General features: G+C 59.5%; 15 protein-coding genes. 13 read left to right on the top strand and 2 right to left on the bottom strand.

Features of this window, described 5'->3' with window-relative positions:
- The 8 genes from tilS to truD all read left to right on the top strand — a co-directional run.
- The coding region (tilS, locus tag Q7L05_RS14580; protein WP_303908229.1) for a tRNA lysidine(34) synthetase TilS at window positions 1–852 on the top strand (852 nt) is incomplete at its 5' end.
- Between the two features lie 380 nt (window positions 853–1232).
- Window positions 1233–2867 carry a CTP synthase gene (locus Q7L05_RS14585; RefSeq protein ID WP_303908231.1) on the top strand — a complete coding sequence of 545 codons (1635 nt, stop codon included), beginning with the start codon at window positions 1233–1235 and terminating at the stop codon, window positions 2865–2867.
- The gene (kdsA, locus tag Q7L05_RS14590; RefSeq protein ID WP_303908234.1) at window positions 2867–3709 is read left to right on the top strand and encodes a 3-deoxy-8-phosphooctulonate synthase; all 843 of its coding nucleotides are present in this window, start codon (window positions 2867–2869) and stop codon (window positions 3707–3709) included. The genes Q7L05_RS14585 and kdsA overlap by 1 nt, the downstream gene beginning before the upstream one ends.
- A gap of 291 nt (window positions 3710–4000) precedes the next feature.
- Complete coding sequence (gene eno, locus Q7L05_RS14595; protein ID WP_303908236.1) at window positions 4001–5296, top strand: phosphopyruvate hydratase; 1296 nt, start codon at window positions 4001–4003, stop codon at window positions 5294–5296.
- Between the two features lie 244 nt (window positions 5297–5540).
- Window positions 5541–5813: a cell division protein FtsB gene (ftsB, locus tag Q7L05_RS14600; protein WP_303908239.1), complete on the top strand. Its 273-nt coding sequence runs from the start codon at window positions 5541–5543 to the stop codon at window positions 5811–5813.
- Window positions 5814–5844: 31 nt separating this feature from the next.
- A complete protein-coding gene (gene ispD, locus Q7L05_RS14605; protein WP_303908242.1) occupies window positions 5845–6555 on the top strand; it encodes a 2-C-methyl-D-erythritol 4-phosphate cytidylyltransferase in 711 nt (236 codons plus the stop codon).
- A complete protein-coding gene (gene ispF / locus Q7L05_RS14610) occupies window positions 6552–7028 on the top strand; it encodes a 2-C-methyl-D-erythritol 2,4-cyclodiphosphate synthase (protein WP_303908247.1) in 477 nt (158 codons plus the stop codon). Before ispD ends, ispF begins: the two co-directional genes overlap by 4 nt.
- Window positions 7025–8050, top strand: coding sequence for a tRNA pseudouridine(13) synthase TruD (gene truD, locus Q7L05_RS14615; protein ID WP_303908250.1), 1026 nt, complete (start codon window positions 7025–7027; stop codon window positions 8048–8050). The genes ispF and truD overlap by 4 nt, the downstream gene beginning before the upstream one ends.
- Before the next feature lie 44 nt (window positions 8051–8094).
- Here truD and Q7L05_RS14620 read toward each other — a convergent pair whose 3' ends face one another.
- Window positions 8095–9003: a hypothetical protein gene (locus Q7L05_RS14620; RefSeq protein ID WP_303908253.1), complete on the bottom strand. Its 909-nt coding sequence runs from the start codon at window positions 9001–9003 to the stop codon at window positions 8095–8097.
- A 289-nt stretch (window positions 9004–9292) separates the two neighbouring features.
- On the opposite strand from Q7L05_RS14620, the gene Q7L05_RS14625 reads away from it, so the two are divergent.
- The gene (locus tag Q7L05_RS14625) at window positions 9293–10714 is read left to right on the top strand and encodes a mannose-1-phosphate guanylyltransferase/mannose-6-phosphate isomerase (RefSeq protein ID WP_303908255.1); all 1422 of its coding nucleotides are present in this window, start codon (window positions 9293–9295) and stop codon (window positions 10712–10714) included.
- Window positions 10715–10718: 4 nt separating this feature from the next.
- Window positions 10719–12242 carry a phosphomannomutase gene (locus Q7L05_RS14630; RefSeq protein ID WP_303908258.1) on the top strand — a complete coding sequence of 508 codons (1524 nt, stop codon included), beginning with the start codon at window positions 10719–10721 and terminating at the stop codon, window positions 12240–12242.
- A gap of 16 nt (window positions 12243–12258) precedes the next feature.
- Here Q7L05_RS14630 and Q7L05_RS14635 read toward each other — a convergent pair whose 3' ends face one another.
- Window positions 12259–12804 (bottom strand): Smr/MutS family protein, encoded by a 546-nt coding sequence (locus Q7L05_RS14635; protein WP_303908260.1) that lies wholly within the window; start codon window positions 12802–12804, stop codon window positions 12259–12261.
- Window positions 12805–12912: 108 nt separating this feature from the next.
- On the opposite strand from Q7L05_RS14635, the gene surE reads away from it, so the two are divergent.
- Genes surE through Q7L05_RS14650 form a run of 3 tightly spaced genes read left to right on the top strand, consistent with a single transcriptional unit; the run spans window position 12913 to window position 14923 of the window.
- A complete protein-coding gene (gene surE / locus Q7L05_RS14640; protein ID WP_303908263.1) occupies window positions 12913–13671 on the top strand; it encodes a 5'/3'-nucleotidase SurE in 759 nt (252 codons plus the stop codon).
- Entirely contained in the window at window positions 13668–14342 is a 675-nt protein-coding gene (locus Q7L05_RS14645) for a protein-L-isoaspartate(D-aspartate) O-methyltransferase (protein WP_303908266.1), read from the top strand. The genes surE and Q7L05_RS14645 overlap by 4 nt, the downstream gene beginning before the upstream one ends.
- A gap of 26 nt (window positions 14343–14368) precedes the next feature.
- The gene (locus Q7L05_RS14650; protein ID WP_303908269.1) at window positions 14369–14923 is read left to right on the top strand and encodes a YqaA family protein; all 555 of its coding nucleotides are present in this window, start codon (window positions 14369–14371) and stop codon (window positions 14921–14923) included.
- Window positions 14924–14986 lie beyond the last annotated feature (63 nt).

A 14986-nucleotide genomic window follows, 5' to 3' on the forward strand; every position in this document is an offset into this window, starting at 1 on the left:
CCGCTGCTTGCGGTCCCGCGTTCGGAGCTCAGGGCGTGGGCCGAAGCGGCCGGGCTGGTCTGGATAGAGGACCCTGGTAATTTTGACACCGGTTTTGATAGAAACCGTATACGACACGAAATCCTCCCCCGTCTGATGCAGTGTCGGTCCGGCGCAGCGCATTCGATGGCCCGTAGCGCCATGCACTGCGCTGAGGCCTCCGAACTGCTTGATGAACTGGCAGCCATGGACGTGGAGGGCAGCGAAGTCGCTCCGGCTTTGGCAGTCGAGTCGTTGCGGGCCTTGTCGCCGGCACGACTACGTAATGCCCTGCGGTTCTGGATCCGTCGTCAGGGATTGCCCACTCCGGATACGGCTAACCTGAATCGTATCCTGGACGAAGTGATGCCGGCTTCGGAGGATGCAGAGCCGTTGGTCCGGTGGCCAGGCGCAGAGGTTCGCGGTTATCGTGGCCGTCTCTACGCCATGGCCCCGCTGGAACCGGTTCCGAAGGGCTGGCGGGTGGAGTGGTCGGGGGCGGGAGAGCTCGCCCTCCCTGCGGGACTGGGCCAATTAACCCTGCGCATGACGCGAGGGCGTGGCCTGAAAGCCGATCTGTTTGCAACGGGTACCGTTTCCGTGCATTTCCGGGCGGGCGGTGAGCGCTGCCGGCCCGTCGGACGGGGCCATAGCCACTCGCTCAAAAAGCTTTTTCAGGAAGCCGGTCTACCACCGTGGGAGAGGGGCCGAATACCGGTTCTGAGCGTATGCGGGGAATTGGCCGCGGTGGCCGATCTCTGTTATGGAGAGGCATTTGTCGCCACGGCCGGGGAAGCCGGGCTCGAACTGCTCTGGAATCGTGAATGCCATTGAAAAGCATTCCAAAAAAACCGACAATGAACCGAGCGGCCTTTCGGACTTGACCGTAACCTACTGCGGAAAAGCCGGTTTGAGTCCCATTCCCCGATTTTTCTAGTTGAATAGGCCCACTATTCGCATCGAAAGATCGAAAAATAGGACTCGAACCGGCTCTCCCGTCAGCGCATGCTGCCAGGGGCCTGTCCGAGAATAGGCTGACCTACTGGGCCAAGCCTGATTGGCCAGATTTTCCCGCTCATTTTCGTTAAATAGAACCACTATTCGCCTCAAATGACTGAAAAATCTGACTCAATCCGTCTTGCCCTCGTGACGGTCGCTATTCTCGGACAAGCTTCTAGCTTGAGCTCTCCTTTCACCTAAGACCCCGAATCTTCATGACGAAGTATATTTTTGTTACAGGTGGTGTCGTATCTTCCCTCGGGAAGGGTATTGCTGCCGCCTCTCTTGCGGCCATTCTCGAGGCGCGCGGCCTGAAGGTCACACTCCTTAAACTGGATCCGTACATCAATGTCGATCCGGGCACTATGAGCCCGTTTCAGCATGGTGAGGTCTACGTGACCGAAGATGGTGCGGAAACCGACCTGGACCTGGGCCACTATGAGCGCTTCGTCCGCACGACGATGAGCCGGCGCAACAATTTCACCTCGGGGCGGATCTACGAGAACGTCATTCGCAAGGAGCGCCGTGGTGACTATCTGGGCGGGACGGTCCAGGTGATCCCGCACATCACCGACGAGATCAAGCAGTCGATCATCCGGGGCGCCGAAGGGGCCGATGTCGCCATGGTGGAAATCGGCGGTACTGTGGGCGATATCGAGTCGCTCCCTTTCCTTGAGGCCATCCGTCAGATGAGCGTCGAGGAGGGGCACGATAATGTGCTGTTCATGCACCTGACGCTGCTGCCCTATATTCCCACCGCCGGTGAGCTGAAAACCAAGCCGACCCAGCACTCGGTCAAGGAGTTGCGCTCCATCGGTATTCAGCCGGACATTTTGATCTGTCGCGCGGATCGCATGGTTCCCGAAGAGGAGCGGCGCAAGATTGCGCTGTTTACCAATGTCGAGGAGCGGGCCGTTATTTCCTCCATCGACGTAGACAGCATCTACAAGATCCCGCTGTTCCTGCATCAGCAGAAGCTGGACAGTATCGTGGTTGACAAACTGCGTCTGAATTGTCCGGAAGCGAACCTGTCGGAGTGGCTGGAAGTGGCCGATGCTATGGACCATCCGGAGAAGGAAACCACCATCGCCATGGTGGGCAAATATGTGGACCTCACCGAGGCCTACAAGTCGCTCTCCGAGTCGCTGCTGCATGCCGGCATAAAGACCCGCACCAAGGTCCGGATCGTTTATGTGGACTCCGAAGAGATCGAGCAGTCCGGTACGGCGCGTCTGGAGGGAATGGATGCGATTCTGGTCCCGGGTGGTTTTGGCGAGCGTGGGGTCGAGGGCAAGATCGAGGCGGTCCGTTTTGCCCGTGAACGGCGGGTGCCATATCTGGGTATCTGTCTGGGCATGCAGGTCGCCTGCATCGAGTTTGCACGTAATGTGGCCGGTATCCCCGATGCCCACAGCACCGAATTCGATAAAAAGGCGAAGCAGCCGGTTATCGCCCTGATTACCGAATGGATGGAGGCCGACGGTACTATCGAGACTCGCAACGAGTCCTCTGACCTGGGCGGCACGATGCGTCTGGGTGGACAGGATTGCCGGCTCAAGGATGGTAGCCGCATTCGGGAAGTGTACGGCCGGGACGTAATTCATGAACGGCACCGTCATCGCTACGAATTCAACAACAACTACCGCGATCGGCTGATTCAGGCCGGTTTACAGGTGACGGGTATCTCCGGACACGGCAACCTGGTGGAGGTGATCGAGCTTGCCGATCATCCCTGGTTCATCGCCTGCCAGTTCCATCCCGAATTCACCTCCACGCCCCGCGACGGTCATCCGCTGTTTTCCGGATTCGTGCGTGCGGCCATCGAATACAGGGAGCGAAGCGGCGATTGATGGACCTGTGCGGATTTGAGGCCGGAATCGACCGGCCGCTGTTTTTGATTGCGGGGCCCTGCATGATCGAGAGCGAGGCGCTGGTGCTGGAGTCGGCCGCCGAACTCAAGGCGATCACCGGGCGACTGGGCATCCCCTTTATTTTTAAATCCTCCTTCGACAAGGCCAACCGGACCTCGGCGGGCAGCCCGCGGGGGCCGGGACTCGAGGAGGGGCTTCGGATCCTGGAGAGGGTGCAGCGTGAACTGCAACTGCCGGTGCTGACCGACGTCCATGAGTTCACACCATTGGACGAAGTAGCCGAGGTGGTGGATATATTGCAGACCCCTGCGTTTCTCTGTCGCCAGACCGACTTCATTCAGGCGGTGGCGCGCCAGGGCCGGCCCGTCAACATTAAAAAAGGGCAGTTTCTGGCACCCTGGGATATGTCCCACGTGGTGGAGAAGGCCCGCGTTACCGGTAACGACCGGATAATGATCTGCGAACGCGGTGTTTCGTTTGGCTACAATACCCTTATCTCCGATATGCGAGGGCTCGTGAGCATGCGTGAGACCGGCGCACCCGTGGTGTTCGACGCCACGCATTCGGTGCAGCAGCCGGGCGGCCAGGGCGGCCGTTCGGGGGGGCAGCGCCAGTTTGTGCCGGTGCTTGCGAGGGCAGCCGTGGCCGCGGGTGTTTCCGGTCTCTTTATGGAGACCCATCCGGATCCGGACAACGCCCTGAGTGACGGGCCCAACATGTGGCCCCTGGGAGAGATGGAGCGGCTGCTCGGCACCCTCAAGGCGCTCGATGACACTGTGAAACAGCACGGTTTCATCGAAGGCTCGTTTGAAGGAGTGTAACTTCACCGCAAAGACGCAAAGAGCGCCAGGACATGGTTTGAATAACCGCAGAGACGCAGAGGGGACAGAGAAAACTGCGGATGGGGTTGAAAGCCAATGAACCGGATGAGTCCGGAACGCCAAGCTCTCGATAAATCCATTCCCTGCGCTTCTGGGTGAATTGTTCAAGCTAAAGCTGGCCATTTCACGCCGAGGCAGGAACACCCGCAAAGGGCCTGCTGCTTGATGTTTGGCCTTGCGCTCTTTGCGGTTGATCTTTTCAGTTAATAAAAAACGAAAACGGGAAGGACGATGAGCACACTGAAGACTCAGATTCGTGATATCCGGGGCCGGGAAATCCTCGACTCCCGTGGCAACCCAACGGTGGAAGCGGATGTCTTCCTGGTCGATGGGACGCTTGGTCGCGCGGCCGTGCCTTCCGGTGCCTCTACGGGGTCACGCGAAGCCATTGAGCTGCGGGATGGCGATAACAGCCGCTACCTTGGGAAGGGTGTCCGCCAGGCCGTGGAGAACATCAATGGTGAAATTCGCCGGAAGCTGGTCGGCTTCGATGCCAATGATCAGGAGGCTCTCGATCGTCTGCTGATCGACTTGGACGGCACGCCCAATAAGGCGCGCCTTGGAGCGAATGCCCTGTTGGCCGTCTCCCTGGCTGCCGCCAAAGCGACTGCTGCAGCCCACGAACTGCCGCTTTATCGCAACCTGGCCAAGGCGCAGGAGTTCATGATGCCGGTGCCGATGATGAATATCATCAACGGTGGCGCCCATGCGGATAACAATGTGGACCTGCAGGAATTCATGATCATGCCGGTTGGCGCCCCCAGTCTGGCGGAAGCGGTGCGTTACGGTGCCGAAATCTTCCATGCCCTCAAGAAGGTGCTGGCGGACAGGGGGATGAGTACGGCTGTCGGCGACGAGGGCGGATTTGCCCCGGACCTGCCGTCCAACGAGGCGGCGATCGAGGTCATTCTCGAGGCGATCGAAAAGGCGGGTTACAAGGCCGGGGAAGATATCATGCTGGCCCTGGATGCCGCAGCCACCGAGTTCTACAAGGATGGCAGATATGTTCTGGAATCCGAAGGCAAAAGCCTCAGCTCCGAAGAGTTCGTCGATTATCTGGCCGCCTGGGTCGACAAGTACCCGATCATCTCCATCGAAGACGCCATGGATGAGAGCGACTGGGAAGGCTGGAAGATCCTGACCGAACGGCTCGGCGACAGGGTGCAGCTGGTCGGCGACGACCTGTTCGTTACCAATACCGAGATTCTGAAGGAGGGCATCGACAAGGGTGTCGGTAACTCCATCCTGATCAAGGTGAACCAGATCGGCACTCTGACCGAGACCCTGGCAGCCATCAAAATGGCCAAAGAGGCAAACTACACGGCGGTCATCTCCCATCGCTCCGGCGAGACGGAGGACACCACCATTGCCGACCTGGCGGTGGCCACCAATGCGGGTCAGATCAAGACCGGCTCGCTCTCCCGCTCCGATCGCGTGGCCAAGTACAACCGGCTGCTGCGCATCGAAGAGGCGCTGGGCAAAAAGGCCAGGTATCCGGGTCGCGAGGCCTTCTATAACCTACCGTGATTCAAATGTGACGGATTGGGTTGCCCGGACAGGTCTCTCCGGGCATCCTTGGGTGCACCCGAACCGATTCATTGGATCACCGCAGAGACGCTGTGGGCGCAGAGGTTCGCTGAGAAAGGCGTTGAATGGACGAGATCTTTCCTTACGCACCTTCGAACCAGCAACTTTACCTCGGCGTACTCTGCGTCTCTGCGGTGCAAATACCGGTACCCTTCGGTGTATCTGCTGAGTATCTGGTCCCGTCATGAGACTGCTTGCCACAACCCTTGTCCTTTTGTTGGTGCTCCTGCAGTACAAGCTGTGGTTGGGAGACGGCGGACTGCTCAAGATTCGCCGACTCAATGCGGCCGTTGAGTCCCAGAGTGCCGAAAACGCCACGTTACGTGAACGCAACCGGGCTTTGGAGGCGGAGGTTTATGACCTCAAGAAGGGCCGTGGGGCGATAGAGGAGCGGGCGCGCACCGAGCTGGGGATGATTAGGGAGGGTGAGACTTTCTATCAGGTGGTGGAAGATTGAATAAACCATTCCAGTGGAATCGTGAGACCCGATGAACTCCCCGTATTCTATATCCGACTGGTGGGCAGTAGTGCCTGCAGCCGGTGTCGGCCGGCGCATGGGTGGCGAAAGGCCCAAACAGTATCTGGAACTCAATGGCCGCCGCGTGATCGACCATACCCTGAGTCGTTTGGGGTCCCATCCGGGCCTGCGCGGACTGGTGGTCGTCATCGGCGCCGAGGATGGGTATTGGTCTGAGCCCCAAGTGCCAGTGGCGCTGGAAACAGTAGCGGGGGGCGAGGAGCGCTGCCACTCCGTTCTCAATGGCATGGAACAGCTGGCCGGGCGGGCCGGTGATGACGACTGGGTGCTGGTGCACGACGCGGTACGTCCCTGCCTGAGAGCCGAGGACATCGATGCCCTGTTGTCCGAGCTGGCGGGGCATCCGGTGGGCGGCCTGTTGGGTCTGCCGATTGCCGATACGGTGAAACGGACCGACCGTCGGGGCGATGTACTGGAGACGGTGTCCCGGGAAGGGCTCTGGCGCGCTTTGACACCGCAGATGTTTCGCTTTGGGCTGTTACGGCAGGCCCTGCGGGCCGCCCTGGAAGCTGGGGAATGGCTCACCGACGAGGCGGCAGCCATCGAGCGGGCCGGTTACCGGCCGAAGATGGTCGAAGGTCACGGCGACAACATCAAGATCACGCGTCCCCGGGACTTGGCTCTGGCGGCGCTCTATCTGGCCCAGCAGGAGGAGGTATGAGGATCGGCCACGGTTACGATGCGCACCGCTTTGCTGCGGAGCGCCGTCTGGTGCTGGGGGGCGTCGAGATCGAATTCGAGTGGGGCATGGCGGCGCACTCCGACGGGGATGTGGTCCTGCACGCCCTATGTGATGCGCTGCTCGGTGCGGCCGGGCTCGGTGATATCGGCAAATACTTCCCCGATACCAGTGACGACTTCAAAAATATTGACAGTCGTATCCTGTTGCGGCGGGTGGTTGAAACTATCACTAAAGAGGGTTTCAGTGTGGGTAATGCCGACCTGACAATCATTGCCCAGAACCCCAGACTTGCCTCCTACCTCGACGCCATGCGCTCGAATATCGCCACCGATCTCGACATCGATCCGGGTCGGGTGAACATCAAGGCGACCACCACCGAAAAGATGGGTTTCACCGGGCGTTGCGAGGGGATTGCCTCTCACGCCGTGGTCCTGCTGGAAGAGTGCCTTTGACTTCCTGGTCTCTCGACTGGGCGTTCGCCCATGGTGGTCCCGCCGGGACCGGTGTCATCCGCACCGCGCCGGAGGATTTTCGCGTCGATGAGATCCCGTTGGTCACGCCTGATGGCGCGGGTGAGCACGTCCTGCTGCATATCGAAAAGCGCAATGCCAACACCGATTTCGTCGCCCGTTCACTGACCAGGCTCGCGGGTGTGCGGCCGGTCGATGTCAGTTTTGCCGGGTTGAAGGATCGCCATGCTGTCACCACCCAGTGGTTCAGCGTGCGCCTGGTTGGTAGCGAAGAGCCGGACTGGTTCGCTCTGGAGAGCGAAGAGGTCCGGATTCTCGAGAGCGTCAGGCACGGACGCAAACTGCGCCGCGGTGCGCTGAAAGGCAATCGCTTCTCGCTGGTGGTGCGCGAGGTCGTAGCGGACAAGGGGAAGCTACAGGAGCGCCTCGAGACGGTTCAGGCGCAGGGTGTCCCGAACTACTTTGGACCCCAGCGGTTCGGGCGAGGTGCCGGGAACCTGGACCGGGCCGAAGCCCTGTTTCGCGGGGAGTTTCGCGAACGTAACCGTATGAAACGGGGGCTCTATCTCTCGGCCGCCCGCTCCTGGCTGTTCAATCGCGTACTCTCGGAGCGGGTCCTGACCGGCACCTGGAACCGGCCCATAGCCGGGGAGGTTCTGATGCTGGATGGGCGCAGCGCCGTGTTTTCCGGCGAAAACGCCGATGCCACGCTTTCCGACCGCGTTGAAGCGGGAGAGATCCACCCCACCGGCCCCCTCTGGGGAGAAGGCCATCGTATGCCTGTAGAGGAGGCGCTACGGATGGAAGACCAGGTGCTGACCGGCCTGGAAAACTTCAAAGACGGCCTGGAAGCCGCCCGGCTGAAGCAGGAGCGCCGGGCTCTCCGGCTTCCGGTCCGCCATCTTGAGTGGCACCTGCAGACCGACACCCTGGAAATCGCCTTTCAGCTGGATCCCGGCACCTACGCCACCACGGTGCTTCGGGAACTGCTTGAGGTCGAATAGAAGCCGCTCTGAATGGCTCCCGCTTCCGTGCGGGAGCCCGGAGCTTACTGTACGGATACGTTTTTCGGAGGGTTCGGTGCTACGGAGACACAGCCGATCGGCTGGGTAGAGATCACAAAGGCGTCCAGATAGCGTTTCTGATCCGCGGGTGAACCGTCGTTCCAGTAGTTTTCGAGCATCACGGAGTTGATTCCGTAATCATCCCAGCGGCCCACCCAGTTCAGGTCGGAGCGGCCGGCCTGCAGTTTGCCGTCAATCCGGTATTCGAATATTCCATCCGCCTTTCCCGGGCTATTCAGCTTTATACGTGATTCGACGCAGTGCCACTTCCCGGCCTGCAACGGTGTGGTTCCTTTTCGGGCGCCCATCCAGGTGAGGTTGCTGAAGTCATTCCATTTCGTCGTGACAAGGCGGTCGTCCTTGATGCCGGAGGCCGGGTCCATCTTCAGAAAGGCGCGATCGCTGGAGTCGGACCAGATATGTGCAATCATCGCCTGGGCCCGATTACTGTTGGCAAAGATAGTGACTCGTGAGCTCTTGTCCGGGTATCCGATGAAGCCATCCTGTAATTTGGTGTAATAGCGCCAATAAATCTCCCTGAAATCGGAACTGCCATGGCTTTGGCTTCCAAGCGGGTTGCGCCCGAAATGTCTGAATAGCCATCCGGCGCCCACTTCTCCAGACTGAAAGCGCGCTTGCAGCGCATGTTTACCGTGGGCGCTCTGGGCGGTGGTCCGCCGGAAGTCGCCGTCATCGTCGTTATATTCGGCATAGTTTTCGGCGACCGTTCCCTTGGGCCCCAGATCTTCATCCTCAAAGCTGTCGCACCAGAGAACAGCCGGATCGGGGTCACTCCCCTTCGGACAGAAGCTTTCCGCAGCCGAAACGGCACTACTGGACAGGGCCAGACCCACAGCAAGCAGCAGTGGGGAAACTGTGCGGTGTAGTAACATCAAACCTTCTCCGGCTAGTCAATATTGGATCGTTCCAAAGAAGAATCGGCCTAGCCAAATCTCCAGTGGGAAGATAACGGTATCCAGTTCCCGGTGTTGCCGCATGGTTCGCAAAAAGAGGGTGCATTCCCTACCAGAACCGGGCTTGTTAGTCGTTTCTTGAACCGTGAATGCTTTTTGTCTGTTTTCGCCGAAGGGAATATCCAATCTATACTGAAAGAGGATAGCGTCAGCGAGAGAAATTTCGTGCTAACGCCTCATTCAGGAAGAAAAACATGGATTGTTTGTCATGGTTCCGGTAATTCTCGCAGGTGGTGCAGGAAGCCGTCTCTGGCCTCTGTCGCGTTCGTCACATCCCAAACAGTTCCTGCCCCTTATCGGCAACAAGACCATGTTGCAGACAACAGTGGAGCGGCTGGAGGGGATCGATGGCGGGGGACTCCCGACGGTCATCTGCAATGAACAGCATCGGTTTCTGGTGGCTGAACAGTTGCGGGAACTCGGCATTGAAGAGGGCGGCATTATCCTCGAGCCCTTCGGTCGCAATACAGCACCCGCCATCGCCATCGCAGCCATGGCTGCGCGTGAAAAGGATCCGGACGAACTGCTCATCGTGCTCCCTGCCGATCACTTGCTGGTGGATACAGCCGCGTTTCGTAAAGCGGTCGCCCAGGCGGCGACAGCGGCTGAAGAGGGCGCCCTGGCGACCTTCGGAATCGTTCCCACCCGGCCCGAGACCGGTTACGGCTACATCCGGGCGGTCGAGGGCGGCCGCGTATCGCAGGTTTCCCGATTTGTCGAGAAGCCCGATGCGTTGACGGCTGAAGAGTACCTTGATTCGGGCGACTACTACTGGAACGGCGGTATGTTTCTATTTCGTGCCGATCGCATTCTCCAGGAACTCGAGTTGTGGGCACCGGAGGTCGTGAGGGCCTGTTCCGAGGCCTACCAATCGGGAACCCGTGACCTGGTTTTCACGAGGCTGGACCCGGCTGCCTTCACTACCTGCCCCAATGTCTCGATCGATTATGCCGTCATGGAGCACACCGATTCGGCGGTAGTGGTTCCACTAGAAGCCGGATGGAGCGACATCGGTTGCTGGTCGGCACTCTGCGACGCCGAAGAGAGAGACGGGCACGGCAATGTGATCAAGGGTGATGCTCTGACCGTAGATACCACAGGGAGCTACATCCGTGCCGAAGATCGGCTGGTGGCAACGATTGGCCTGAAAGACTGTATCGTTATTGAAACCACTGATGCGGTTCTGGTTGCCGACAAGCACCGCAGCCAGGAGGTCAAGCTGATTGTCGAACAACTGAAAGCAGCCGGGCGTGAGGAGTGCGATTTTCACCGCCGGGTGCATCGACCGTGGGGCTTCTATGAAGGAGTAAGCCGCGCTGATCGTTTTCAGGTGAAAAAGATCATCGTCAATCCGGGCGCCGCCCTTTCACTGCAGATGCACCATCACCGGGCTGAACACTGGATTGTCGTGCGGGGTACGGCCAGAGTCATCTGTAACGAGGAGACTCACCTGATCAGCGAGGACCAGTCGACCTATATTCCGTTGGGCACACTCCACCGCCTGGAGAATCCGGGCAAGATTCCGTTGGAACTCATTGAAGTCCAGACCGGTAGTTATTTGGGTGAAGACGACATCGTCCGTTTTCAGGATGACTACCGGCGTATGTCCGAAACCGGCGACCGGGCTTGAGGAAATGATGGAGCGGCGATGGGATATTGAGCAACTCATGATTCGCAGCGGGGTCAGGTTCGGGACGAGTGGTGCCCGCGGCACTGTCGCGGCTATGACCGACGAAGTCTGTTATGCGTACACCCTGGCCTTCCTCCAGCACTTGGAACAAAGCGACCAGGTCAGCTCCCGGAAGTTGGCAATTGCGGGTGATTTACGTTCAAGCACACGCCGCATTATGGCGGCTGTGGCGATGGCCGCCCGGGACAGGGGATATCAAGTGATCAACAGCGGCTTTGTGCCGTCACCGGCCCTGGCGTTTTATAGTATCGCCACCGGACTCCCTGGCGTCATGGTTACCGGCAGTCATATCCCCGACGACCGAAACGGTCTGAAATTCAACAAACCATCCGGTGAGATCCTTAAATCCGATGAAACTGCGATCCGGGCCCAATCGGTTTCGATACCGGCAAACCGTTTTAACGAGGACGGCAGCGTGTCGGTGACGCACGAGCTGCCGGAGGCCGATCCCGCCGCGTTCGAGAGCTATGTCCAACGCTATCTGGGTTTCTTCCCGGCCGGGTGCTTAAACGGTTTGCGAGTCGGGGTTTATGAACATTCGAGTGTGGCGGGCGAAGCCTTGAAACTCGTACTGACAAGCCTGGGTGCCGAAGTTATCGCGTTGGGCCATTCAAAGACCTTTGTCCCGGTGGATACCGAGGCCATCAGGGCGAAAGATCGGGCACTGGCCCGTCGTTGGTCGGCTGAATATCGCCTCGACAGCGTCGTATCGACCGATGGCGATGGCGATCGCCCCATGGTCAGTGATGAAAACGGTCGATGGTTGCGGGGGGACATTGCCGGAATACTCTGTGCTCGCTATCTCGGTGCGGATACGGTAGTCACACCGGTGAGTTCCAATACCGCCGTCGAAAAGATCAAGGCGTTCAAAGAGGTGTTGCGAACGCAGATTGGTTCGCCGTTCGTGATCGAGGCGATGAATGGCGCATGCGCCAAAGGCGCCAATACCGTGGTCGGCTATGAGGCCAACGGTGGATTTCTGACCGGGACCAGGATTGATCGCGAAGACCGCTCGTTGTCGCAGTTACCGACTCGGGATGCAGTGATAGTGGTGGTGATTCTGCTTCGCCTGGCTCGGGAGGCCGGCGGTATTTCGCGACTGCTCGCTACGCTACCCGGCCGCTATACGGCCAGCGGTCGGGTCCAGGAGTTTCCAACGGAGTGGGCGAGGCTAAAGCTGGAACCACTCACCCCGAAAGGGGCAGACGACCTGGGACGTTTCGCAGAGCTATTCGGGATTTGCGGTTCTCCGGTCGAGTCGGATACCACGGACGGTCTTCGGGTGGTCTTTGAAAATGGCGAAATCATTCATCTGCGCCCGTCAGGCAACGCCCCGGAAATTCGCTGCTATGTGGAATCGGAATCCGAGCAGCGCAGTGTCAAACTTCTGGGTTACTGCCTACAGACGCTGGAGAGCTGGAGAGAGGATCTTATCCATCGGTCGCCGCCCGGGCCGGGGGTCGTGTAGTCACTCGACTCGTTGCTCAGCGGGCCCTGCGCAGCAGGACGTAGACGGCGCCCGTGCCGCCGTCCGTGGGAGTGGCCGAGGCGTAGGCAAGAACATCCTTCCGTTGCCGTAGCCAGTGAGCCACTTTTCGCTTGAGAATCGGTTCCCGATTCATGGAACCGTTGCCCTTTCCGTGGATGATGCGAACGCATCGGATATGCCGCCTGTGACAATCAGCGAGAAATTCCACTACGGCCTGTCGCGCCTCGATAGAGGTCAGCCCGTGCAGGTCCAGCTCGGCCCGGACACTGTAATGGCCTCGGCGGAGCTTGCGGATAACCGTGTGCTGCAGGCCCGGGCGGGCGAAGAGCAACTCATCACCGATTTCCAGATCGGCGGGATCCAACGGGTCGGAAAGCAGGTCACGAAGTACTTCCCTGTCATCGCGTTCCTGTTGCTGGGGGTGAGGTCGAGGGCGTTGGCGATAGGGTGACACACGGTCGTTGCGAAGCGGTACCGCATCGCGCACCGTCTCGCGGAACAGAGTCTGCTCCTCTTCTGTAATTCGATATTTGCTCGCCATGACATGAACCTTCGATTATCGAAGTCTATCACGACCGTTCTCCGGCTGCTTCCGCCCCTCTGTTCGGGTATAGTACGCTTCTTCGAACCAGCGTAAGTCAAGCAAGGAATGAAGATTCTTGTCAGCAATGATGACGGCTATCAGGCACCGGGCCTGCGCTGTCTCGCCGAGTCGTTAAGGCAGTTGGGACACGTCACGGTTGTGGCCCCCGAACGGGACCGGAGCGGGGCCAGCAATTCGCTGACGCTGGAGAGGCCGCTGCGGGCGGTTCGGGTGGCGCCCGACGTGATTCGCGTCGACGGCACCCCGACCGATTGTGTTCACCTCGCGGTTACCGGCTTTCTCGATGAGGAGCCGGATATGGTGGTTTCGGGGATCAACGCCGGGGCCAATATGGGCGATGATGTGCTCTATTCGGGGACGGTGGCCGCCGCCATGGAGGGACGTTTTCTCGGCCTCCCTGCCATTGCGGTCTCCCTGACCAGTCACCAGCCGAAGCACTTCGAAACTGCCGCCCGGGTGGCGGTGGAGCTTATCAAGCGCCTGCGCGAGGCACCGCTTCCGGCAGATACGATCCTGAACGTGAATGTCCCCGACGTGCCCTGGGAGGCACTGGAGGGAATCGAGGCGACTCGCTTGGGCCGGCGGCATAAATCCGAACCGGTCATTCGCGACACCGACCCGCGCGATCGGGTCATATACTGGATTGGCCCGGCCGGTGCGGAGCAGGACGCAGGGCCGGGGACCGACTTTCACGCCACTCGAAACGGTCGCGCCTCGGTAACGCCCATTCAGGTGGATCTCACCCGCTACAACGCCATCGAGGCCATTGAGTGTTGGTTGCCACCCATAGGAACTCTTCGATGAATCGTCACGTGGGCATTGGCATGACCTCGCAGCGTACCCGCGAACGGCTGGCGCAGAGGCTCTCCGAACAGGGCGTGACCGATACACGGGTGCTCGATGTGATGCGAAGCCTTCCCCGGCATATCTTCGTCGATGAGGCCCTGGAGACCCGCGCCTATGAGGACACGGCACTGCCGATTGGCAGCGGGCAGACCATATCGCAGCCCTACATCGTCGCGCGCATGACCGAATTGGTTATGCAGGGGTCGCCCGGAACGGTGCTTGAGGTGGGCTCCGGCTGCGGTTACCAGACTGCGGTTCTCGCCCGCCTGGTGGAGAAGGTGTATGGCGTGGAGCGCATCGAGGCTCTCTATCACAAGGCCAGGCGCCATCTTCGTGAGCTGTCTATCTACAACGTATCATTGCGTTTGGGTGATGGTTACGAAGGCTGGAGTCAGCATGCGCCGTTTGATGCCATTCTGGTGGCCGCGGCGCCGCCCGAGATCCCTGAAGCACTGCTATACCAGTTGGCCGATGGCGGACGGATGGTCCTGCCGGTGGGCGAGGGTGAGCAGCAGGAATTGGTGGTGATTACCCGTCATGGCGATGTGTGCGAACAGGAGGTGGTTGAATCCGTCAGTTTTGTTCCAATGCTGAAGGGCATGGTGGGCCGTTCACGGGTGATCAGCTGATGTTTTCCGCCATCTACAGCAGAGTCATGCGTTGGGCTGTCCACCCGTATGCGCCTCGCTATCTGGCAGGGCTGAGCTTTGCCGAATCCTCCTTCTTCCCGATTCCGCCCGATATGATGCTGGCGCCCATGGCGCTGGCCAATCCCTCCAAGGCATGGCGGTATGCCGGCATCACCACCATTGCATCGGTGGTCGGGGGTCTGTTTGGATACCTTATTGGACACTTCCTGTTTGAGGTGATCGAACCGCTGCTGCATCAGGCCGGATACTGGAGCAAATATCAGGAGGTGCAGGGCTGGTTCGCCAAGTGGGGGTTCTGGGCGGTTTTCCTCGCTGGTTTTTCACCGGTTCCCTACAAGGTATTTACCATCGCCGCAGGGGTGATGGGCATGCCCCCGCTGGCGTTTGCGCTTGCCTCGCTGGTTAGCCGCGGCGGCCGGTTCTATCTGGTGTCTGCACTTATGGTATGGGGCGGGGCGCGCATGGAGCGTACCCTGCGGATCTATATCGACCGCATCGGCTGGGCGACTGTCGCATTAGCGATTATCGCGTATCTGGTTGTGAATGGTACCGATGTCTAGTGTACTGCTGCATGCTTGGCGATACTTTCAGAGCCCCCCAAAAACGTCAGGACAAGGCGCAGC

The organism is Thiohalomonas denitrificans (genome assembly GCF_016841685.1).
In the GTDB taxonomy this organism is placed as follows: Bacteria; Pseudomonadota; Gammaproteobacteria; order Thiohalomonadales; family Thiohalomonadaceae; genus Thiohalomonas; species Thiohalomonas denitrificans_A.